This is a genomic window from Nocardioides okcheonensis (assembly GCF_020991065.1).
GTDB lineage: Bacteria > Actinomycetota > Actinomycetes > Propionibacteriales > Nocardioidaceae > Nocardioides > Nocardioides okcheonensis.
In genome coordinates this window covers 3,166,493-3,187,272 of sequence record NZ_CP087710.1, presented here as the reverse complement: position 1 = coordinate 3,187,272, position 20,780 = coordinate 3,166,493, and the positions used below count along the sequence as shown (strand labels likewise).

At 73.5% G+C, this 20,780-nt stretch carries 20 protein-coding genes; 10 read left to right on the top strand and 10 right to left on the bottom strand.

The annotated features are described in order from the left end of the window. The first annotated feature begins 12 nt into the window (after positions 1–12). Positions 13–3,237: a fused isobutyryl-CoA mutase/GTPase IcmF gene (gene icmF / locus LN652_RS15565; protein WP_230441521.1), complete on the top strand. Its 3,225-nt coding sequence runs from the start codon at positions 13–15 to the stop codon at positions 3,235–3,237. Positions 3,238–3,554: 317 nt separating this feature from the next. Here icmF and LN652_RS15560 read toward each other — a convergent pair whose 3' ends face one another. The 3 genes from LN652_RS15560 to LN652_RS15550 are packed head-to-tail and all read right to left on the bottom strand — an operon-like array spanning position 3,555 to position 6,849. Further along, positions 3,555–5,582 carry an ATP-binding protein gene (locus tag LN652_RS15560; protein WP_230441520.1) on the bottom strand — a complete coding sequence of 676 codons (2,028 nt, stop codon included), beginning with the start codon at positions 5,580–5,582 and terminating at the stop codon, positions 3,555–3,557. A 33-nt stretch (positions 5,583–5,615) separates the two neighbouring features. After that, positions 5,616–6,401 carry a SurA N-terminal domain-containing protein gene (locus LN652_RS15555; RefSeq protein WP_230441519.1) on the bottom strand — a complete coding sequence of 262 codons (786 nt, stop codon included), beginning with the start codon at positions 6,399–6,401 and terminating at the stop codon, positions 5,616–5,618. 58 nt (positions 6,402–6,459) lie between these two features. Then, positions 6,460–6,849, bottom strand: a complete 390-nt coding sequence (locus LN652_RS15550) for a hypothetical protein (protein ID WP_230441518.1) — start codon at positions 6,847–6,849, stop codon at positions 6,460–6,462. Between the two features lie 119 nt (positions 6,850–6,968). Between LN652_RS15550 and LN652_RS15545 the strand changes: the two genes are divergently transcribed. The 3 genes from LN652_RS15545 (at position 6,969) to LN652_RS15535 (ending at position 7,976) form a co-directional block, all read left to right on the top strand. Then, positions 6,969–7,142, top strand: a complete 174-nt coding sequence (locus LN652_RS15545) for a CsbD family protein (RefSeq protein WP_230441517.1) — start codon at positions 6,969–6,971, stop codon at positions 7,140–7,142. A 95-nt stretch (positions 7,143–7,237) separates the two neighbouring features. After that, positions 7,238–7,381 (top strand): hypothetical protein, encoded by a 144-nt coding sequence (locus LN652_RS15540; protein WP_230441516.1) that lies wholly within the window; start codon positions 7,238–7,240, stop codon positions 7,379–7,381. A gap of 31 nt (positions 7,382–7,412) precedes the next feature. After that, entirely contained in the window at positions 7,413–7,976 is a 564-nt protein-coding gene (locus LN652_RS15535; RefSeq protein ID WP_230441515.1) for a carboxymuconolactone decarboxylase family protein, read from the top strand. Positions 7,977–7,992: 16 nt separating this feature from the next. Here LN652_RS15535 and LN652_RS15530 read toward each other — a convergent pair whose 3' ends face one another. After that, the gene (locus LN652_RS15530) at positions 7,993–8,367 is read right to left on the bottom strand and encodes a DoxX family protein (RefSeq protein WP_230441514.1); all 375 of its coding nucleotides are present in this window, start codon (positions 8,365–8,367) and stop codon (positions 7,993–7,995) included. A 94-nt stretch (positions 8,368–8,461) separates the two neighbouring features. Between LN652_RS15530 and LN652_RS15525 the strand changes: the two genes are divergently transcribed. Continuing rightward, positions 8,462–8,968, top strand: coding sequence for a MarR family winged helix-turn-helix transcriptional regulator (locus tag LN652_RS15525; RefSeq protein WP_230441513.1), 507 nt, complete (start codon positions 8,462–8,464; stop codon positions 8,966–8,968). Between the two features lies 1 nt (position 8,969). Here the strand turns inward: LN652_RS15525 and LN652_RS15520 are convergent, their stop codons facing one another. From LN652_RS15520 to LN652_RS15510, 3 genes are all read right to left on the bottom strand, one after another. Continuing rightward, positions 8,970–10,397 carry a gamma-aminobutyraldehyde dehydrogenase gene (locus LN652_RS15520; protein WP_230441512.1) on the bottom strand — a complete coding sequence of 476 codons (1,428 nt, stop codon included), beginning with the start codon at positions 10,395–10,397 and terminating at the stop codon, positions 8,970–8,972. Between the two features lie 23 nt (positions 10,398–10,420). Continuing rightward, complete coding sequence (locus LN652_RS15515) at positions 10,421–10,639, bottom strand: cupin domain-containing protein (protein ID WP_230441511.1); 219 nt, start codon at positions 10,637–10,639, stop codon at positions 10,421–10,423. A gap of 247 nt (positions 10,640–10,886) precedes the next feature. Beyond that, a complete protein-coding gene (locus tag LN652_RS15510) occupies positions 10,887–12,515 on the bottom strand; it encodes a PucR family transcriptional regulator (RefSeq protein ID WP_230441510.1) in 1,629 nt (542 codons plus the stop codon). Positions 12,516–12,620: 105 nt separating this feature from the next. Between LN652_RS15510 and LN652_RS15505 the strand changes: the two genes are divergently transcribed. Genes LN652_RS15505 through LN652_RS15495 form a run of 3 tightly spaced genes read left to right on the top strand, consistent with a single transcriptional unit; the run spans position 12,621 to position 16,909 of the window. After that, positions 12,621–14,150, top strand: coding sequence for a CoA-acylating methylmalonate-semialdehyde dehydrogenase (locus tag LN652_RS15505; protein ID WP_230441509.1), 1,530 nt, complete (start codon positions 12,621–12,623; stop codon positions 14,148–14,150). Further along, the gene (locus LN652_RS15500; protein ID WP_230441508.1) at positions 14,143–15,498 is read left to right on the top strand and encodes an aspartate aminotransferase family protein; all 1,356 of its coding nucleotides are present in this window, start codon (positions 14,143–14,145) and stop codon (positions 15,496–15,498) included. The genes LN652_RS15505 and LN652_RS15500 overlap by 8 nt, the downstream gene beginning before the upstream one ends. A gap of 4 nt (positions 15,499–15,502) precedes the next feature. Then, positions 15,503–16,909 (top strand): NAD(P)/FAD-dependent oxidoreductase, encoded by a 1,407-nt coding sequence (locus tag LN652_RS15495; RefSeq protein ID WP_230441507.1) that lies wholly within the window; start codon positions 15,503–15,505, stop codon positions 16,907–16,909. Position 16,910: 1 nt separating this feature from the next. Here LN652_RS15495 and LN652_RS15490 read toward each other — a convergent pair whose 3' ends face one another. Together LN652_RS15490 and LN652_RS15485 are read right to left on the bottom strand one after the other, a co-directional pair. Next, a complete protein-coding gene (locus tag LN652_RS15490; RefSeq protein WP_230441506.1) occupies positions 16,911–17,642 on the bottom strand; it encodes a sigma-70 family RNA polymerase sigma factor in 732 nt (243 codons plus the stop codon). Between the two features lie 107 nt (positions 17,643–17,749). Beyond that, positions 17,750–18,718 (bottom strand): AraC family transcriptional regulator, encoded by a 969-nt coding sequence (locus LN652_RS15485; protein ID WP_230444757.1) that lies wholly within the window; start codon positions 18,716–18,718, stop codon positions 17,750–17,752. A 209-nt stretch (positions 18,719–18,927) separates the two neighbouring features. Here LN652_RS15485 and LN652_RS15480 point away from each other — a divergent pair, with 209 nt between their 5' ends. After that, positions 18,928–19,272, top strand: a complete 345-nt coding sequence (locus LN652_RS15480) for an ANTAR domain-containing protein (RefSeq protein WP_230441505.1) — start codon at positions 18,928–18,930, stop codon at positions 19,270–19,272. Then, positions 19,269–19,979, top strand: a complete 711-nt coding sequence (locus LN652_RS15475) for a GAF and ANTAR domain-containing protein (RefSeq protein WP_230441504.1) — start codon at positions 19,269–19,271, stop codon at positions 19,977–19,979. Before LN652_RS15480 ends, LN652_RS15475 begins: the two co-directional genes overlap by 4 nt. 27 nt (positions 19,980–20,006) lie before the next feature. Here the strand turns inward: LN652_RS15475 and LN652_RS15470 are convergent, their stop codons facing one another. Beyond that, positions 20,007–20,717: a GAF and ANTAR domain-containing protein gene (locus LN652_RS15470; protein WP_230441503.1), complete on the bottom strand. Its 711-nt coding sequence runs from the start codon at positions 20,715–20,717 to the stop codon at positions 20,007–20,009. Positions 20,718–20,780: the final 63 nt, after the last annotated feature.

The following is a 20,780-nucleotide window of genomic DNA, read 5'->3' as shown; positions in this document are numbered from 1 at the left end:
TACTATCGAGGCATGGCCGACCTCCACACCCCGTCGAACCCGATCCGCCTCGTCACCTCGTCCGCCCTGTTCGACGGCCACGACGCGTCGATCAACATCATGCGGCGGATCTTCATGAGCCAGGGCTGCGAGGTGATCCACCTCGGGCACAACCGCTCCGTGCGGGAGGTCGTCGACGCGGCGCTCGAGGAGGACGTGCAGGGCGTCGCGGTGTCGTCCTACCAGGGCGGCCACGTGGAGTACTTCGAGTACCTCGTGGAGTCGCTGCGCGCGGCCGGGGCCGGCCACGTCCGGGTCGTGGGCGGCGGTGGCGGGGTCATCGTGCCCTCCGAGATCACCCGGCTGCGCGAGTCCGGCGTCACCATCTTCTCCCCCGAGGACGGCCAGAAGATGGGCCTCGTCGGCATGATCAACTCCGTCGTGCGCGACTGCGACGTCGACCTGTGGGCCGACCGCCAGGTCTCGGTCGAGGACGTGCTGTCGGGCGACCGGTTCGCCGTGGCCCGGGCGATCACCGGCGCCGAGGGCGGCCGCCTCGACGACGCCACGCTGGCCGAGGTGCGCGCCGCCGCGAAGCGCCGCGTGGTCCCGGTGCTCGGCATCACCGGCACCGGCGGCTCCGGCAAGTCGTCGCTGACCGACGAGGTGGTGCGCCGCTTCCGCACCGACCAGCAGGACAAGCTCCGGATCGCGGTCATCGCCGTCGACCCGACCCGCCGCAAGGGCGGCGGGGCGCTCCTCGGCGACCGGATCCGCGCCAACTCCCTCGACGGCGACCGGGTCTTCTTCCGCTCGCTCGCCACCCGCGGCGCGCACGAGGTGCCCGAGCACCTCGGCGACGTGATCGACGTGCTCAAGGCCGCCGGCCACGACCTCGTGATCGTCGAGACGCCCGGCATCGGCCAGGGCGACGCCGGCATCGTGCCGCTCGTCGACCACTCGCTCTACGTCATGACGCCCGAGTTCGGCGCCGCCTCGCAGCTCGAGAAGATCGACATGCTCGACTTCGCCGACACCGTCGCGATCAACAAGTTCGAGCGCCGCGGCGCCAAGGACGCGCTGCGCGACGTGGGCCGACAGCTGGTCCGCAACCGCGAGGCGTTCGGCAAGCAGCCCGACGACATGCCGGTCTTCGGCACCAGCGCCGCGACCTTCAACGACGACGGCGTCACCGCGCTCTACCAGCACCTGCGCGACGCGCTCGCCGGGGCCGGCCTCGAGGTCGCCGAGGGCGCGCTGCCGCACGTCGACGTGCGCCACTCCTCCGGCATCCGCCAGGTCGTGCCGCCGGAGCGGGTGCGCTACCTCAGCGAGATTACCGAGACCGTCCGCGGCTACCACGCCCGCACCGAGGAGCTCGCCGAGGCGGCGGCCCGGCTGCAGCGGATCGAGGCGGTCGCGGCCGAGCTCGACGAGGCGGACGCCGGCGGCGTCCCCGCGCTGCTGGAGCAGGCGCGCAAGGCCGTCCCGCACGAGGTCGCCGACCAGGTCGCGGCGTGGCCGGCCGTCGTGGAGTCCTACTCCGGCGACGAGCAGGTGGTGCGGGTGCGCGACAAGGAGATCCACACCCGCCTGACCCGCGAGTCGCTCAGCGGCAACAAGATCCCGCGGGTCGCGCTGCCCCGCTTCACCGACCACGGCCAGCTCGTGCGGTTCTGGCGCCGCGAGAACCTCCCCGGCTACTTCCCCTTCACCGCGGGCGTCTTCCCGTTCAAGCGCGACAACGAGGACCCCGCCCGGATGTTCGCCGGCGAGGGCGACCCGGCCCGCACCAACCGCCGCTTCAAGATCCTCTCCGAGGGCAACGACGCCACCCGCCTGTCGACGGCGTTCGACTCCGTCACCCTCTACGGCCGCGACCCCGACCCGCGCCCCGACGTCTACGGCAAGGTCGGCACGTCCGGGGTGAGCGTCGCGACCCTCGACGACATGAAGGTGCTCTACGGCGGCTTCGACCTGGTCGCGCCGACGACCTCGGTCAGCATGACCATCAACGGCCCGGCGCCCACCGTGCTGGCGTTCTTCCTCAACACCGCCATCGACCAGCAGGTCGACGCGTTCCGCGAGCGGGAGGGCCGCGAGCCCGACGAGCAGGAGCGCGCCGACCTCGAGGCGTACGCCCTCGCGAACGTCCGCGGCACGGTGCAGGCCGACATCCTCAAGGAGGACCAGGGCCAGAACACCTGCCTGTTCTCCACCGAGTTCAGCCTGCGGATGATGGCCGACATCCAGGAGTGGTTCATCCAGCGGCAGGTCCGCAACTTCTACTCGGTGTCGATCTCCGGCTACCACATCGCCGAGGCCGGGGCGAACCCCATCAGCCAGCTCGCCTTCACCCTCGCCAACGGCTTCACCTACGTCGAGGCCTACCTCGCGCGCGGCATGGACGTCGACGACTTCGCGCCGAACCTGTCGTTCTTCTTCTCCAACGGCATGGACCCCGAGTACAGCGTGCTCGGCCGCGTCGCCCGCCGCGTCTGGGCGGTCGCCATGAAGGAGAAGTACGGCGCCAACGACCGCTCGCAGAAGCTGAAGTACCACGTCCAGACGAGCGGCCGCTCGCTGCACGCGCAGGAGATGGACTTCAACGACATCCGCACCACGCTGCAGGCCCTGATCGCGATCTACGACAACGCCAACAGCCTGCACACCAACGCCTACGACGAGGCCGTGACGACCCCGACGGAGGAGTCGGTGCGCCGCGCGCTGGCGATCCAGCTCATCATCAACCGCGAGTGGGGCCTGGCGATGAACGAGAACCCGCTCCAGGGCTCGTACGTCATCGACGAGCTCACCGACCTCGTCGAGGCCGCGGTCCTGGCCGAGTTCGACCGGATCAACGAGCGCGGCGGCGTGCTCGGCGCGATGGAGACCGGCTACCAGCGCGGCCGGATCCAGGACGAGTCGATGCTCTACGAGCACCGCAAGCACGACGGGTCGCTGCCGATCATCGGCGTCAACACCTTCGTCAAGGAGTCGGCCGCCGACGCCCAGCCCCAGGAGATCGAGCTGGCCCGCGCGACCGAGGCCGAGAAGGAGTCGCAGCTCGCCCGGGTGCGCGCCTTCCAGGCCGCGCACGGCGCGGAGGCGCAGGAGGCCCTCGCCCGGCTCAAGGACGCCGCGGTGTCGGGCGACAACGTCTTCGCCGTGCTGATGGACGCCGCGCGCGTGTGCTCGCTGCAGCAGGTGACGGAGGCGTTCTTCGAGGTCGGGGGCCAGTACCGCCGCAACGTCTGAGCCGGCGGACGAGCGGAGCGAGGACGCCGACGCGAAGAGGTTGAGGGAGCCCCGCGACCGAGGTACGAGGTTGCGACGGGCGGCTCGAAACCTGAGCCGGCGGACGAGCGGAGCGAGGACGCCGACGCGAGGAGGAGCCCTCGACCAGCGGTGAGCCACCCACATTCCGGTCGCGCGGAATGTGGCTCAGCCACCGCGCCCGAGGCCCGCAACGCCCAGCAGCTCGAGGGCGAGAGCTCGGACACGTGTACGCCGCTGCCGCACCGGCTGCCTCCGGAGCAAGCGCGACCGCCCGGGCAGTGCCTGCGGCCTCGGCCTCAGCCCACCGGGACGTCGGCGGTCTCGCTGACGGCGGCGGGGAGGTCGAAGCGGAAGACCGAGCCGGGACCGGGGTCGGCGGCCAGGCACTCGATGGTGCCGCCGTGGCGCTGCACCACGGTCTGGCAGATGCTCAGGCCCATGCCGGTGCCCCGGAAGTGGGCGCGCACGGCACCGCTGCGGTGGAAGCGCTGGAAGATCAACGTGCGCTCGGACTCCTCCACCCCGACGCCGTTGTCCTCGACCTCGACGACCACCCGCGCACCCTGGCGGCGGGCCGTCACCACCACGCGGGCCGGGACGCCCTCGCGGGTGTACTTCGCGCCGTTGCCGATCAGGTTGGCGAACAGCTGGCGCACGGCCACCGGGTCGGCGTGCACCGCCGGCAGGTCGCTGCCGATGACGAGCTCGTCGTCGGGGCCGAGGAGGTCGCCGGCGTGGGCGAGCAGCCCGTCGGCGCCGGCGAGCGGCACGTCGACCGGGACCAGGTCACCGGCCTCCGCCAGCGCGTGGGCGAGGAGGTCGTCGATCATGTCGGCCATCTGGAGCGACGCCCGCTCGGCGCGCTGGAGGCCCTCGTGGGCCTCGTCGTCGGGGTCCAGGGTCTCGGCGGCGAGCGAGATCCACGACCGGATCGCGGTGAGCGGTCCCCGGAGGTCGTGGGCCGCCGTCGAGGCGAAGCCCGCGAGCGGACGCAGGCCCTTGCGGTGCTCGGTCACCTCGCGCAGCACCAGCAGGGTGCCGGAGCGGCCGTCGCCGTGCTGCTCCGACAGCGGCGCTCGGGACACCGCGAGCACCAGCTCGTCGCCGTCGGCCAGCCGGATCGGCACGTCGCCCACCCCGAGCTCCGGGCGCGGGGCGGCCGCGCGGTCGACGACCGGGTGGAGCACCTGGGCGACGAGGTCGCTGAGCGCGGACCCGTCGTCGGCGCCGGGTGCGACCCGGTGGGCGAGCCGCCGGCTCGCGCCGTTGCTGCGCACGACCCGCCCGGCGTCGTCGAGGACCACCAGTCCCTCGCCCATGCTCTCGGTCATCTCGGCCAGCAGCTCGGCCTGCTCGGCGGCGTGCTCGCGCGAGCGGGTCAGGCTGGAGACGAGCTCGTCGATGCGGTCGCCGAGGGCGCCCACGCCGAGTCCGGTGAGGAGCACCGCGACCAGGAAGACCTGGATGAGCAGGGCCTGCTCGACGGGGTCGCCCAGCTCGGCGAACGGTCCCTGGCCGGCCAGCGTGAGCACGAAGCCCACCGAACCGACCGCTGCGGCGTGGAGCGCGGCGAGGAACGTCGGGTAGCGCGCGGCCGACCACACGCTCAGCGCCACCACGAGGAACACGAGCGGCAGCGGCTGGAGGAAGACCAGGCTCGACGCCGCCAGCGAGATCGCCCACAGCAGCGCCAGCTCGAGCCGGCTGCCGCCCTGCGCGCGCGGCGGGACCGACTGCGTACGCCACTCCCACGCCAGGTGCCCCAGCCCACCGAACACGAGCACCCCGGTGAAGTGCCGCGCGAACCACGCGGCCGGCGTCCAGGCGTCGACCTCTGCGCCGGACGCGGCGACGCCGACCGTGCCGATCACGGCGCCGACCAGGCAGCCGAGGGCGATCGCCGCCGAGGCCTGGGCCAGCACGCGTGGGGAGCGGAAGCTCTGGGTGCCGCCGGCGCCGAGCAGCGAGGGGCACCAGCGTCGCACCAGCCAGACCACCACGGCCGTCTGCACGGCGAGCGACACCGCCCCGAACACGACGAGCGACCACGCGCCACCGGTCGCCCACGAGACGGCGCCGTGGATCAGCAGGAGCGGGACGAGCGCGCGCCACCACAGGCGCGGTGCCTCGGCGAGCAGCCAGATGACGGCTGCTCCGGCGCCCGGCCACACCAGGCTGACGGTCTGCCCCTGCACGACCGTGAGCCGCCCGAGCACGGCCAGGAGGGCGTACGCGACGGCGGCAGCAACCACCCAGGAGAGGGGCAGCGCCGAGCGACCCGTGCCGGTGGGGGCGGGGTCCTCGAGCTCCAGGACCTCGGACACGGCGCCCACCCTAGTGGGTCGGTGCGGCCCACCTCACAGGTTGATCGTGATGTCCGCACCCTTGCGCAGCTGCTCGACCAGCTCGCCGGCGACCTTGCCGACCTGCTGGTTGCGCGCCTGCTCCTCGAGCTGGTCGTGGACCTGCGCGAACGGCGGGATCTCCTGGCCCTGCTGGCCCGACTGCGCCTGCTGCTGCTTGACCCGGTCGTAGAGGGCGCGCAGCTCCTTCTCGGTCGGGTCGACGGACCCGTCCTCGTCGGCGGCGAGCTGCTCGACCATCACCTGGGTCTCGATCTGCGAGCGGGCCTGCTCCTCGGTGACGCCCTGCTGCTCGACCGCGGCGAGCAGCTCGTCGGCCGAGCCCATCTGGTTCTGCTCCGCGAGCGCGGTGAGCTCGTCGTCGACCTGCTGGTCGCTGACCTCGATGCCGCGCGACTCGGCCTCCTGCGTGAGCAGCTCGGTGTCGACGAGGTCGTCGACGGTCTGCTTGCGCAGCGCCTCCTCGTCGGGAGCCTGGCCGCTCATCTGCGAGGTCGCCGCCGCCTGCTGGAACGCCGCGGTGTAGATCGGGACGAACTCCTCCTTGGTGACCTCCTCGCCGTTGACCTCCGCCACCACGTCGGGGATGCCGTCGAGGTCGGGCTCGGGAGCCGCTGAGGCGTCCGTCGAGCCGCTCTCGGAGGGGCTCGACGATGCCTTGTCGTCGGAGGCGCCGGAGGCGTCGGACCCGCCGTCCCCTCCGCCGCAGGCGGACAGGGTGAGGACCGCGACCACCGCGAGGGAGCCGAGGACGGAGCGGGTGCGGGAGGGGGTACGCATCGTGTGAGTCATCGTCCTCGACGCTACGCGTCCAACCTGAGTGCCTCCTGAACGGGCCTCAGAGGTGGTCGGGGACGGTCAGCGCGTCCGGGTCCTGGCGCACCGGCAGCTGCGCGAGGGCCGTCCGCACGAGCGTCACGCGGGCGGCGACGGCGACCTTCTGCCGCATCCGGCCGACACCGGTCTCGCCCAGGGTCGCCTCGACGGCCTCCGCCACCTGCTGGTCGGTGAACGTCGGGCGGGTGCCGGGCTCGACGTCGACGTCCGGCAGCGCGAGCAGCACCGGGAGCACCTGTCCGCCGACCGCCTCGAGCAGGTGGTAGCGGTCGATCCGGCTCATGGCCTCCCAGGCCGCCTCGCCCTTCGCGCGCCGCAGGGACCGGGCGCCGGCGACGGTCTTGGCGGCGGAGGTCACGGCGACGGTCAGCTCGTGCTCGGTGAAGCGCATGGGGCCAGCATGCCCGACGAGCACCTGACGAGACGTGGCTCACATCGGCGTGACGAACCGGCCGCTGCGCACGACCAACCCTCGAAGCACCACGAAGACCAACGAGAGAGGAGCCCACCATGGGTATCGCTGACAAGGCCAAGAACGTCGCGCAGGACCTCGCCGGCAAGGCGAAGGAGGTCGCCGGTGAGGTGACCAACGACGACAAGCTCAAGGCCGAGGGCAAGAAGGACCAGACGGCGTCGGACGTCAAGCAGGCCGGCGAGAACGTCAAGGACGCCTTCAAGAAGTGAGCGTCCCCCAGTGAACCCCGTCCGGGGGCCGGCAGCGGGCCGGCCCCCGGACGGCTTCCCACCACCACGTCCCACCACCACGTCAGGAGCACCCGATGGCACGCACCAAGCGCAACCTGTTCGCCCTGCTCGGCTGGCTGTTCTGGAAGGTCCTGACCCTGGTGGGCCTCCCGGTGGCCAAGCGCAAGCTCGCCGAGCGAGGATCGTCCCCGTCCCGGGACGCCGGCAACGCCGCCTGAGTCCCCCGTCCGAGCACCACCGGAGGACCGCGTGCGCCTGCCCGACCTGACACCCGAGCGGCTCGACGAGGCACAGCGGGCGCTGCGCGAGCGGATCGTCGGCGGCCCCCGCGGCTCCGGTCCGCAGCACTTCCCGCTCACCACGCCGGACGGTGCGCTCACCGGGCCCTTCGGCGTGATGCTCCACGAGCCGGCCCTCGGGGCTCCGCTGCAGGAGCTCGGCAGCGCGATCCGCTACGCCACCGGCCTCGACGACCGCACCCGCGAGATCGCGATCCTCGCCGTCGCCGCCGCCACGGGCAGCGACTTCGAGCAGTACGCCCACGAGCGGGTCGGGCGTGCCGTCGGGCTCACCGACGACGAGATCGCCGCCCTCGCGGCCGGGGCCTTCACCTCCGCCGACCCGCGCGAGCAGGCGGCGTACGACCTGTGCCGGCGGCTGCTCGCCGGCGACGCGCGCCTCACAGACGAGGCCTACGCCGCGCTCGCGGCGGACCTCGGCGCGACCACCACGACCGAGCTCGTCGTGCTGGTCGGCTACTACCGCACGCTCGCCCAGCTCCTCGACGTCTTCAACGTCGGGGTGCCGGGCTGAGCGTGCGTCGGCCGGATCAGAAGGGCTCGACCCAGAAGCGACCGACCACGACCACCAGCGCGAGCACCAGCAGCACCGCGTTGACGACCACCATCTGCTGCTCGCCCCGGCGCAGGTGCACGACCGCCGCCCCGACCATCGTCAGCGCCAGGCCGAGCGCGGCCAGCGGCACCAGCACCGGCGCCACCCCGGTCAGCCCCGGCAGCACCAGGCCGACGGCACCGAGCACCTCCAGCAGGCCGATCCCCTTCACCGCGCCGGCGGAGAAGTCGTCGACCCATCCCATGCCCGACGCGGAGAGCTTCTCCTTCGGCTGCGCCAGCTTCATGCCACCGGCGGCCACGAAGGCGAGCGCCAGCACCCCCGCCACGATCCACAGCACGACGTCCATCAGGTCCTCCTCGCTTGTTGCTTCACGCTTGAAGCATCGATGAGGGCAGAACACTTCACGCGTGAAGTTATTCCCGCTCCCCTAGGCTGGCCGGGTGGGTGACACGGGGCAGGCGGTGGACGATGCGGCGACGCCGTGGCTCGACGACGACGAGCAGCAGGCGTGGCGCGCCTTCAGCAGCGTCGTGGCGCGCCTCGAGCCCGCCCTCGACTCCCAGCTGCGCCGCGACCACGACCTGCGTCACTTCGACTACGCCGTGCTCGCCCTGCTCTCGGAGCAGGAGGACCGCACGCTGCGGCTGAGCGCGCTCGCCGACGGCGCCGACGGCTCCCTCTCCCGCCTCTCGCAGGTGGTCACGCGGCTCGAACGGCTGGGGCTCGTCGCCCGCGTGCCCGACCCCGACGACGGGCGGGCGACGCGGGCCAGCCTCACCGACGCGGGCCTGGCGCGGGTCGTCGACGCCGCCCCCAGCCACGTGCGCGAGGTCCGCCGGCTGGTCGTCGACCGGCTGACCCGGACCCAGCTGCGCCAGCTGGCGGCCATCTCCGAGCGGCTCTCCGAGGCGCTCGACGACGACCCGGGGTGCGCCGGCGGGCCGTGAGTCAGTAGTGGGCGCTCATCACGTGCTTGATGCGCGTGTAGTCGTCGAAGCCGTAGCCCGAGAGGTCCTTGCCGTAGCCCGACGACCCGAACCCGCCGTGCGGCATCTCGGAGACGAACGGGATGTGGGTGTTGACCCACACGCACCCGAAGTCGAGCTCGCGGGTGAGCCGGTCGGCGGTGCCGTGGTCGCGGGTCCACACGCTGCCGGCCAGGCCGTAGTCCACGCCGTTGGCCATCGCGACCGCCTCGGCCTCGGTGTCGAAGGGCTGCACGGTGAGCACCGGCCCGAAGACCTCCTGCTGCACGATCCGGTCGTCCTGGCGCACGCCGGTCACGACGGTGGGGGCGAAGTAGAAGCCGGTGTCGCCGTGCCGGGCGCCCCCGGTGCGTACGTCCGCGTGCGCGGGCAGGTCGGTCAGGAACGCCTCGACCTTGGCCAGGTGGGCGGCGTTGTTCAGCGGGCCGTAGTCGGCGTCGGGGTCGGACGGCGGGCCGGGACGGGTGCCCTCGGCCTCCTTCACCAGCAGCGCGACCAGCTCGTCGTGCACGCTGCGGTGGACGATCACGCGCGTCGCGGCCGTGCAGTCCTGGCCGGCGTTGAAGTACGCCGCGGCCGCGACCATCTCCGCGGTCCGCGACAGGTCGGCGTCGGGCAGCACCACGACCGGCGCCTTGCCGCCGAGCTCGAGGTGGGCGCGCTTGAGGTTGCGGGCGGCCGAGGTGGCGACCTCGATGCCGGCCCTCACGGAGCCGGTGATCGCGACCAGGCCGGGGGTCGGGTGCTCGACGAGGTGGCGACCGGTGGTGGCGTCCCCGTTGACGACGTTGAGCACCCCTGCCGGGAGGACGTCGCCGGCGATCTCGGCGAGCAGGACCGTCGAGCGCGGGGTGGTGTCGCTGGGCTTGAGGACGACGGTGTTGCCGGCGGCGAGGGCCGGGGCGACCTTCCAGATCGCCATCGCGAAGGGGTAGTTCCACGGCGTCACCTGGCCGACCACGCCGATCGGCTCGCGGCGGATCGAGGAGGTGTGGCCCTCGAGGTACTCCCCCGCCGACTTGCCCTCCAGCAGCCGCGCCGCGCCGGCGAAGAAGCGCAGCTGGTCGACGCCCTGGTCGACCTCCTCGCTCGCGATGTGGCGCACCGGCTGGCCGGTGTCGCGCGCCTGCACCGCGCTGATCTCGTCGCGCCGCTCGGCGACGGCGGCGGCCAGGTCGAGCAGGTGGCCCTGCCGCCGACCGGGGGTGAGCCGCTTCCACGACTCCGACGCCGCCGCCGCGGCTGCGTACGCCCGGTCCACCTCGGCCGCGGTCGACACCGGCGAGCGACCGTCGAGCTCACCGGTCGTGGGGTCCACGAGGTCGATGAAGTCGGTGGCCTCCGACTCGACGAGGGCGCCGTCGACGAAGTTGCGGACCGTCTCGGTCATGGGGGTTCCTCCGGCTCTCGGGATCAGGCGACGTAGATCTTGCGCAGGGTCTCGTGGACGACCCACGTGGTGTGCTCGCCGGCCCGCAGCCGGACGACGGTGCCGGGGCCGAGGTCGACGCGCTCGCCGTCCTCGAAGGTCACCGTGGCCGAGCCCGAGAGGACGACGAAGACCTCGTCCACCTCGACGTCGGTGGCGGTGCCGGGGCTCATCTCCCAGACCCCGACCTCGACGCCGGACACGGCGGCAAGCGCGCGGGAGCCCGCCTCGGCGACCCCGCCAGGACCGTGGCGGGGTCGAGCGGGGCGATCGGGACGGACGCCTCGACGTCGAGCACTCGGAACACCCGCCCATCGTGCCCCGGTGGGCGTGGGACCCGCTGCCGACGATCTGTCGGGATGTCGGTCGCTCGTCGGACGATCCGACGGTCCGTGGACGGAACGGTCAGGCTCTCGCTGAACTTGTCAGGCCGTGCACGGGCCGACAAGTTCAGCGATCCCCGGCCGGCCGGGGATCGCTGAACAGCTCGTCGGCCAGGAGGGCGACGTGGAGCGAGACCCGCACGTCGGGGTCGTCGAGGTCGGCGTCGAGCAGCGCCTCGATCCGCGCGAGCCGGTCGTAGAAGGCGGCGCGGGAGAGGTGGAGGCTCGCGGCGGCCTCGGTCTTGCTCGCCGGGTGGAGCAGCAGCGCGCGCAGCGCGGCGAGCAGGTCGGTGCGCGAGCCGTCGGCGCTGTCGTGGCGGCGCAACGGCGCCAGCTCGCGCTCGACGTAGAGCCGCAGCCGGTCGTCCTCGCCGAGGAGCGCCAGCAGCCCGCGCAGGTGCAGGTCGTCGAGCCGGTGGACGTCGGGGTCGGACTCCCGGCGGACCTGCGGGGCGGCGTCGGCCACCTGCCCCGCCTCGGTGACGGTCCGCGCGATCGCGGACCGCTCGGCGACCGCGCGGCCGGCGGCGAGCACCACGTCGTGGTGGGCGAGGACCCGCGCGGCCACCCGGTCGACCAGGTCGTCGGCGTCCGCGGTCGCGGGGGCGGACACCAGCACCCGCAGGTCGCGCTCCACCTCGCACACCAGCGCCGGCAGGCGCAGCCCGTGGGCGGCCCGGACCACGGTCGCGGCGACCTCGTCGAGGTCGGCCGGCGAGGACGCGCCGATCCGCGGTCGGACCACAAGCGCCGCGAAGCACCGACGCCGCAGCGCGAAGCCGGCGAGCTCGCAGCGTCGCTGCACCTCCTCCGACCCCGGCTGCTCGACCAGCCCGGTGAGCAGCTCGAGGTGCGTGCGGCGCATCAGCGTGCCGCGGTCCCGGTCGTGCAGCCGGTGCAGCGCGAGCGCCGCCGCGGCCCGCTCGGCGACCGCGACCAGCCGCTGGGAGGGCGCGGCGGCCGAGCCGATCACCAGCCGGCCCCACCCCTGCTCGGCCGTGCCGAGCCGGGTGACCAGCCAGCCGTTGCCGGCGTCCCAGCCGGTGCGCCCCGCGACCTCGACGCGGCGCGACCGGGCCGGCCAGCCGTCGAGGAAGCCGCCCTCGTCGTCCGGGCCCGGGAAGTAGTCGAGCGGCCGGTGGTGGGCGTTCTCCACCACGACCGGCCCGCCGGCGAGGCGCTGCACGGCCTGGAGGATCTCCACCGGACCGGCCTGGCTGAAGCTCAGCTCGGTGAACGTCTCGTGCACCCGCTGCGCCTCGCGCAGCTCGGCGACCTGGTGGTCGACCACGCGCTCCCCGATCTCCTGCGCCAGCGCCGCGAAGCGGGTCTCCTGGCCGAGCACGACCAGTGGCAGCCCGTGCTGCTCGCACGACTCGACGAGCGCCGACGGCAGCGCGTCGGACCAGCGGCGGCCGAGCTCGACGACCACGCCCGCGCTGCCGACCTCGACCAGCTCGTCGACGAACGCCGCGAAGCCGGCCGCGTCGTCGTCGACCGGCAGCCCGGTGCCCATGGTGAGCAGCAGGTCACCGGCCCGGAGCAGGTCGCGCACGTCGGCGCGCTCGGTGGCGTGCACCCACCGGATCGGACGGTCGGCGGCACCCGCGCCGGCCACGACCCGCGGGGCGGCCCGCCGGAAGGTGGGCAGCGCGAGGGCCTCGGTCAGCGTCACGCCCGGCGTCGTCTCGGCCACGGGTGGAGCCTACGCGCGCCCGGGGTGACGAAGTGTCCGACCAGGGCCTCCAAACCCTACGATCCGACACCCGCTTCCGCCGCGCGCGACGAGCAGGATGACCGCATGACCGACACCGCTGAGATCGTGCACTGGGCCGACGGTGCGCCCCTGACCGGCTCGCCCACCGGTTGGGCCGACGTGACCAACCCCGCCACCGGCGAGGTGACCGGCCGGGTCGCGCTGGCCAGCGAGGCCGACGCGGCCGAGGTGATCGCGGCCGCCGCCCGCGCCGCCCGCGGCTGGGGCACCACCTCGCTCGCGCGGCGTACGCAGGTGATGTTCGCCTTCCGCGAGCTGCTCAACGCCCGCAAGGACGAGCTCGCCGCGATCATCACCGCCGAGCACGGCAAGGTGCACTCCGACGCGATGGGCGAGATCGCCCGCGGCCTCGAGGTCGTCGAGTTCGCCTGCGGCATGTCCCACCTGCTCAAGGGCGGGCACAGCGAGGAGGCTTCGACCGGCGTCGACGTGCACTCCAAGCGGGTGCCGCTCGGCGTGGTGGGCATCATCAGCCCCTTCAACTTCCCGGCCATGGTGCCGATGTGGTTCTTCCCGGTCGCGATCGCGGCCGGCAACACGGTCGTGCTCAAGCCCAGCGAGAAGGACCCCAGCGCGGCCACCTGGCTCGCCGCCCTCTGGAAGGAGGCCGGTCTCCCCGACGGCGTCTTCAACGTGCTCCACGGCGACAAGACCGCCGTCGACGCGCTGCTCACCAGCCCCGACGTGCAGGCGATCAGCTTCGTCGGCTCGACGCCGATCGCGGAGTACGTCTACGAGACCGCCAGCCGCCACGGCAAGCGCGTCCAGGCCCTCGGCGGCGCGAAGAACCACATGGTCGTCCTCCCCGACGCCGACCTCGACCTCGCCGCCGACTCGGCCGTCAACGCCGGCTACGGCAGCGCCGGCGAGCGCTGCATGGCGATCAGCGTGCTGGTCGCCGTCGACCCGGTCGGCGACGAGCTGGTCGCCCGGATCGCCGACCGCACTCGCACCCTGCTGATCGGCGACGGCGGACGCTCGGCGACCGGGGACGGGAAGGAGGCCGACATGGGCCCGCTCGTGACGAAGGCCCACCGCGACCGGGTCAGCTCGTTCATCGACTCCGGCGAGGCCGCCGGCGCGAAGGTCGTCGTCGACGGCCGCGACGTGGCGGCCCGGGGCGGGCAGGACGGCTTCTGGCTCGGCCCCACCCTCTTCGACGACGTCACCCCCGACATGGAGATCTACACCGAGGAGATCTTCGGCCCGGTCCTGTCCGTGGTCCGCGTGAAGACCTACGACGAGGCGGTCGCGCTGGTCAACGCCAACCAGTACGGCAACGGCACGGCCGTGTTCACCAACGACGGCGGCGCCGCCCGTCGCTTCGAGGCCGACGTCGAGGTCGGCATGATCGGCGTCAACGTGCCGGTCCCGGTGCCGGTCGCCTACTACTCCTTCGGTGGCTGGAAGCGGTCGCTGTTCGGCGACACCCACGCCCACGGCACCGAGGGCGTGCACTTCTTCACCCGCGGCAAGGTCGTCACCACCCGGTGGATCGACCCCGCCAACCGGCCCGCGGGCGGTCTCGAGCTGGGGTTCCCGCGCAATGACTGACGTCGTGACGAAGAGCGACCTGACCGACACCCACGACGCCGAGCGGGCCTACGCGCTCGACCGCGCCCACGTCTTCCACTCCTGGTCGGCGCAGGCCGAGATCTCGCCGATGGTGATCTCCCGGGCCGAGGGCAGCCACGTCTGGGACGGCGCGGGGAAGCGGTACCTCGACTTCAGCTCCCAGCTGGTCTTCACCAACCTCGGCCACCAGCACCCGCGGATCGTCGCGGCCATCCAGGAGCAGGCAGGTCACCTCGCCACCGTCGCGCCTGCGTTCGCCAACGGCACCCGCTCGGAGGCCGCGCGCCTGATCGCGAGCCACACCCCCGGCGACCTCGACCACGTGTTCTTCACCAACGGCGGCGCCGACGCCAACGAGCACGCCGTCCGGATGGCGCGCCTGCACACGGGCCGGCACAAGGTGCTCACCACCTACCGCAGCTACCACGGCGGCACCCACCTCGCGGTCAACATGACCGGCGACCCGCGCCGCTGGGCCAGCGACCACGGCTCGACCGGCACGGTGCACTTCTTCGGCCCGTTCCCCTACCGCTCGCCCTTCCACGCCACCACCGAGGCCGAGGAGTGCCAGCGTGCGCTCGAGCACCTCGAGCAGGTCGTCGCCCTGGAGGGCCCCGCCACCGTCGCCGCGATCGTGCTCGAGGCGATCCCCGGCACCGCCGGGATCATGGTCCCTCCGCCGGGCTACCTCGCCGGCGTGCGCGAGATCTGCGACCGGCACGGCATCGTGCTCGTCGCCGACGAGGTGATGTCGGGATTCGGCCGCTCCGGACGGTGGTTCGCCGTGGAGCACGGCGGGGTGACCCCGGACCTGCTGACCTTCGCCAAGGGCGTCAACAGCGGCTACGTCCCGCTCGGCGGCGTCGCGATCAGCGACGCGATCCACGCCACCTTCGCCCACCGCGCCTACCCCGGCGGCCTCACCTACTCCGGCCACCCGCTCGCGTGCGCCGCCGCCGTCGCCACCATCCGGGCCATGGAGGACGACGACGTCGTGGGGGCCGCCGAGCGGCTCGGCACCGACGTCCTCGGACCCGGGCTCCGGGCGCTCGCCGGGAAGCACCCGTGGATCGGCGAGGTGCGCGGCACCGGCGCGTTCTGGGCCGTCGAGCTGGTCCGCGACCCCGCGACGCGGGAGCCGCTGGCGCCGTACGGCGGCTCGAGCCCCGAGATGGGCGCGATCGTGAAGGGCTGCCAGGAGCGCGGCCTGCTGCCGTTCTCCAACTACAACCGGATCCACGTCGTGCCACCGCTGACCACCACCGCCGAGGAGGCCCGTGAGGGCCTCGCGATCCTCGACGAGGCGCTCACCGCCGCGGCACGCTGACCCCGTGGCCCATCGCACCGCCTTCGAGCGGCACGCCCCCGACCCGGCGCTGGTCGAGCGCTCCCTCGCGGGCAGCCGGCAGGCGGTGTTCTGGCTCGAGGACGCCGGGGCGGGGCCGACGTACCCCGCCCTGACCGCGAGCACCACCGCCGACCTCACCGTCGTCGGCGGCGGCTACCTCGGCCTGTGGGCGGCCGTCCACGCGAAGCGGCGCGACCCCGGCAGGCGCGTGGTCCTGCTCGAGGCGCAGACCGTCGGCTGGGCGGCGTCGGGCCGCAACGGCGGCTTCTGCGAGGCGTCGCTCACCCACGGCGAGGACAACGGCCGCTCGCGGTGGCCCGAGCAGCACGACGACCTGGTCCGGCTGGGCGCGCAGAACCTCGACGCGTTCGAGGCGGACGTGCGCGACCTCGGGCTGGACTGCGAGTGGGAGCGCACCGGGACCCTGGAGGTCGCGGTCGAGGAGCACCAGGTCGGGTGGCTGGCCGACGAGCCGGGCTTCCTCGACCGCGACGGCGTGCGGGCCGAGGTCGCGAGCCCGCTGTTCCTCGCCGGCGCCCTCGACACCGACGGGACCGCCCTGGTCCACCCCGCGCGGCTGGCCCGCGAGCTGGCGCGGGTCGCGGGCGACCTCGGCGTCGAGGTCCACGAGCACTCCGCCGTCAGCGGGCTGCGGAGGGTGGCGGGCGGCGTGGAGGTCGCGACCGACCGGGCCACCGTCACCTCGGGCGACGTCGTGCTGGCCACCAACGTGTTCCCGTCGCTGCTGCGACGCAACCGGCTGATGACCGTCCCGGTCTACGACTACGTCCTGGTGACCGAGCCGCTCACCGCCGAGCAGCGCGCGGCGATCGGGTGGGAGCGCCGCTGCGGGCTCGGCGACCTCGCCAATCAGTTCCACTACGCGCGGCTCACGTCCGACGACCGGGTCCTGTGGGGCGGGTACGACGCGGTCTACCCACGCGGCGGGCGGCTCCACGTGCGCCACGAGGACCGGCCCGCGAGCCACGCCCGGCTGGCCGCGCACTTCCTCGCGACCTTCCCCCAGCTCGAGGACGTGCGCTTCAGCCACCGCTGGGCGGGTGCGATCGACACGTGCACGCAGTTCACCGCGTTCTACGGCACCAGCCACGGCGGGCGGGTCGCCCACGCCGCCGGGTTCACCGGGCTCGGGGTGGGTGCGACGCGGTTCGCCGCCGAGGTCCTGCTCGACCTGCTCGCGGGGCAGGAGAACGAGCGCACCGCGCTCCGGATGGTGCGCGAGCGCCCGCTCCCCTTCCCCCCCGAGCCGGTGGCGGGCATCGGGATCAACCTCACCCGCTGGTCACTGGACCGGGCCGACCACCGCGGCGGACGGCGCAACGCCTTCCTCCGGGTGCTCGACCGGGCCGGTCTGGGCTTCGACTCCTGAGTCAGGCGGCCGGGGCCAGGGCGCCGAGACCCTTGCGGAGGTCGGCCAGGATCCGCGTGAGGATCCGCGAGACCTGGGCCTGCGTCAGCCCGACCTCCGTGGCGATCTCCTGCTGGGTGAGCTCCTCGACGAACCGCAGCCGCACGATCCGGCGGTCGCGGCCGCCGAGGCCGCCCACGAGCGGCGCCAGCATCATGCGCGCCTCCGCGCGGCCCATCGCGGGGTCGACGTGCCCGATCAGGTCACCGAGGGTGGCCGGTCCCTCCCCGGCGGCGCTGTCGAGCGAGGTCGGGGTGAAGCAGCCGTCGGCGGTCAACGCCTCCACCACGTCGTCGCGCGACACCTCGAGGTGGGAGGCGATCTCGGTCGGGCGCGGGGAGCGTCGCAGGGACGCCTCCAGCTCGGCCTGGGCCCGGCCGATGCGGGCCTGCAGGTCCTGGATGCGGCGCGGCGGGCGCACCGTCCAGCCGTGGTCGCGGAAGTGCTTGCGCAGCTCACCGCGCACGGTGGGGACGGCGAAGGACATGAAGTCGTGGCCGGCGTCGGGGTCGAAGCGGCGCGCCGCCTTGGTGAGGCCGAGCAGGGCGACCTGCTCGAGGTCGTCGAGGTCGATGCCGCGGTTGCGGTAGCGCGAGGCCATCGACCGCGCGACGTCGATGTGGGCGTGGATCAGCTGCTCGGACGCGGTGGCGTCACGGCGGGTGGGCTCGGGTGCGAGCGACAGGCGGACCACGAGAGTTCCTTCCTGCAAGGGGGCGAACTCACCGTGGTCTCCAGCAAGTCGTACCTCCACCGTCGCAGGCGGCCGGGACCGGCAACAGCCGGATAACGAAGCGTGGTCTAGTCGGCCGCGCGACGCAGGGTCTCGCGCGGGTTCTCGCCGAACACCTGGCGGTACTCCGCGGCGAAACGCCCCGGGTTGAAGAAGCCGAGCCGCACTGCGGCGTCGGCCACGGACACCACCGACCCGTCGCGCAGCGAGCGGCGGACGAGGTCGAGCCGCACCCGGCGCAGGTAGGCCAGCGGGGTGCAGCCGAGGTGCTGCTGGAACGCGTACTGGAGCGCACGCGGCGAGACGCCGGCGGCCTGGGCGATGACCGCGATGGACAGGTCGTCACCCTCGCGTCCCTCGATGAAGGCCTGGGCCCGCCGCACGGCCGACTGGCTGGCGTCGCGGCGGTCGCGCCCGACGTCGAGCCGGCTCGCCTCGCCCACCACGTTGTTGGGGAAGGTGTGCAGGAGCGTGTGCGCGAGCAGGCGGGTCGCCGACCCGCGCGCCACGTCGCTGTCGTGCGTCGCGATCGACGACCGGTACTCCTCGACCGTCACCCGCCACCGGGCGCCGGCGGCGGCGGAGCGGGGGACGAAGCGGGCGAAGACGAGCTCGTCAGGGCGCCGGTCGGGGTCGATGTCGCGGATCGCGTCGGCGAGGACCGACGCCGAGATGCGGGTGTTGTCGACCTCGTAGCCGTTGCCCCGGCCGCTGAAGGCCATGTCCCATCCGGTGGCGAGCAGGCTGTCGCCGTCGACCCCGCCGTCGGTGGTCCCGTTGCGGGTGTACTCGATCTGGCCGCGCCGGACGTCGACCACGACCAGCCCGGGCATCGGGTCGGCGTCGAAGGTGATCGGTGCGTCGATGGTCAGCCGGTCGACCGCGACGCCGTCGGACTCCGACCGTCGGTGGCGCACCGCGCCCATCCGGCCGGACAGGCCGAGGGACGAGCCGTAGGCCACGTCGAGCCAGTTGCGGGCCTCGTCGCCGGTGCCCTCGAAGTCGAAGTCGGCGGGGGCGAGCCGCCGGGCGTCCATGTGGGCCACGGGTCCCCCTTTCCAGGAGGCGTGGGGCGACCCGTGTGCTCGAGCCACCTCGAGGGTACTCCTCCGCGGCCCGCTCCACCCCTAGGGAGGTTGGGTGCCGGACGGAGGGGCACCCCGTTGTCGGTGACCTCTTGTAGGCTCGCTCAGCACGTCAAAGTCTCCGCCCTGTGTCCGCGGACCTGCGTCATGAAAGGTGACGGATGTCAGGAACGGACCTACCCACCGGCGACCCCGGACACCCCGACGAGCTCCGCGACGAGGTCGCCCAGCTCCACGAGGCGATGAAGTCGCAGCGCGACATCGGCATGGCCATCGGACTCGTCTCGGCGCGCTACCGCTGCAGCACCGAGCAGGCCTGGCGCACGATGCTGCGCGTCTCGCAGGACAGCAACACCAAGGTGCGCAGCGTGGCGCGGGTGCTGGTCGCCGTCCACGACGGCACCGCGAGCGCGGACGAGCAGCGCGTGCTCGCCTCGTTCCTCGACCACCTCCCCGCGTCCGGGTGGCCAGCAGGGCCCTCGACCGGCGAGGATCCCTCCCCATGAGCATCGACGACCTCGCCCTTGCCCAGAGCCTGCGCCGCCTGCACCTCTCGCGCGAGGACGGCGGCACCGTCGTCGCCGCCCTCGACCAGGTGGTCCACGCGTGCGTCGACCTGTTCGGCCTCGGCGGGGCCGGTCTGCTCGTGGCCGACGAGCAGGACATGCTGCGCTACGTCGCCGCGTCCGACGGCCCCGGCCGGGTGCTGGAGGAGACGGAGGCCAGCGCGGGGCAGGGCCCGTGCACGGAGGCGTACGTGACCGCGCAGGTGGTCACCTCCCGCGACGTCACGGCCGAGGAGGACCGCTGGCCGATCCTCGCCAAGGCGATGGCCGACCTCCCGGTGCGTGGCGTGCTCGGCGTCCCGGTGCGCCTCGGCGGTGTCCCGATCGGGACGCTCGACGTCTACTGCGAGGAGCCGCACGACTGGGACGACAGCGAGGTCGCCGCGCTGTCGCGCTTCGCGGAGGTCATCACGACCACCCTCGGCGCGGCCCTCCAGGCGCACACGGCCGGCGAGCTCGCCCGCCAGCTGCAGTACGCCCTCGACTACCGCGTGGTCATCGAGCGCGCCGTCGGCTTCCTCATGGCGCGCCACGCGGCCGACGCCGTCACCGCGTTCAACTCCCTGCGCACCGCGGCCCGCAGCCGCCGCACCAAGATCGGCATGGTGGCCGAGCACGTCCTGGCGACCGGCGCCCTGCCCGACTGACCGACTGCGCGCGGGCGACCGACCCGGTCAGTCGCCCGCGCGCACCTGCTCGTGCGGGAACTCGCGGGTCTCGGCGACCTGCGTCGCGACGTCGCGCAGCTTGGTGTTGCTGGTCGACGACAACCGGCGCAGCAGCTCGAAGCTCTGCTGCTGGTCGATGCCGAAGCGCTCCATCGCGATCCCCTGGGCGATCCCGATCACGTGGCGGGAGTCGACGGCCGCGCGCAACGTGGTGGCGCGCCGCGTCGCGGCGAAGGCCGTGGCGGCGTGCACCGCGTAGAGCCGCGCCCGGTCGACGACCTCGCGGTCGGCGAAGCCACCGCGCTCGGCGGCGTAGAGGGTGATCGCCCCGAGCGGCTCGTCGCGGTCGTGGACGCCGAGGGTGAGCGCCGAGCGGACCCCCCGCTCGACCGCAGCCGCGCCCCACTCCGGCCAGCGGGCGTCGTCGCCGACGTCGCCGCTGCGCACCCAGGACCCGTCGCCGACGACCACGACCGCGGGTCCCTGCTCGAGGTCGCACTGCAGGTCGTCGAGCTCCTGGGCCAGCGGGTCCGTGCCGGCGAGGCTCGTCAGCCCGCCGCGCGGCGAGCGCAGGACGAGGCCGACGTGCCCGGCCTCCGGCACCAGGTCGCGCATCCGGCCGACGATGGCCCGGGCCGTCACGGCCTCGTCGGGCTCCTGCTGCTGCAGGTCGGCGGCCAGCGCGGCGAACACGGTGAGGGAATCGTGGAGCGACAATGGAGATCCTTGGGGCCAAGCATCTTGAGACCCGTGTTCTGGAGTCGTCGGCGATTTTATCGA

Coding starts and splice junctions, on each gene's coding strand:
- icmF (WP_230441521.1), top strand. CDS start 13: ATGGCCGACCTCCACACCCCGTCGAACCCGATCCGCCTCGTCACCTCG.
- LN652_RS15555 (WP_230441519.1), bottom strand. CDS start 6,401: ATGCGTACCCCCTCCCGCACCCGCTCCGTCCTCGGCTCCCTCGCGGTG.
- LN652_RS15550 (WP_230441518.1), bottom strand. CDS start 6,849: ATGCGCTTCACCGAGCACGAGCTGACCGTCGCCGTGACCTCCGCCGCC.
- LN652_RS15545 (WP_230441517.1), top strand. CDS start 6,969: ATGGGTATCGCTGACAAGGCCAAGAACGTCGCGCAGGACCTCGCCGGC.
- LN652_RS15540 (WP_230441516.1), top strand. CDS start 7,238: ATGGCACGCACCAAGCGCAACCTGTTCGCCCTGCTCGGCTGGCTGTTC.
- LN652_RS15530 (WP_230441514.1), bottom strand. CDS start 8,367: ATGGACGTCGTGCTGTGGATCGTGGCGGGGGTGCTGGCGCTCGCCTTC.
- LN652_RS15520 (WP_230441512.1), bottom strand. CDS start 10,397: ATGACCGAGACGGTCCGCAACTTCGTCGACGGCGCCCTCGTCGAGTCG.
- LN652_RS15505 (WP_230441509.1), top strand. CDS start 12,621: ATGACCGACACCGCTGAGATCGTGCACTGGGCCGACGGTGCGCCCCTG.
- LN652_RS15500 (WP_230441508.1), top strand. CDS start 14,143: ATGACTGACGTCGTGACGAAGAGCGACCTGACCGACACCCACGACGCC.
- LN652_RS15485 (WP_230444757.1), bottom strand. CDS start 18,718: ATGGACGCCCGGCGGCTCGCCCCCGCCGACTTCGACTTCGAGGGCACC.
- LN652_RS15480 (WP_230441505.1), top strand. CDS start 18,928: ATGTCAGGAACGGACCTACCCACCGGCGACCCCGGACACCCCGACGAG.
- LN652_RS15475 (WP_230441504.1), top strand. CDS start 19,269: ATGAGCATCGACGACCTCGCCCTTGCCCAGAGCCTGCGCCGCCTGCAC.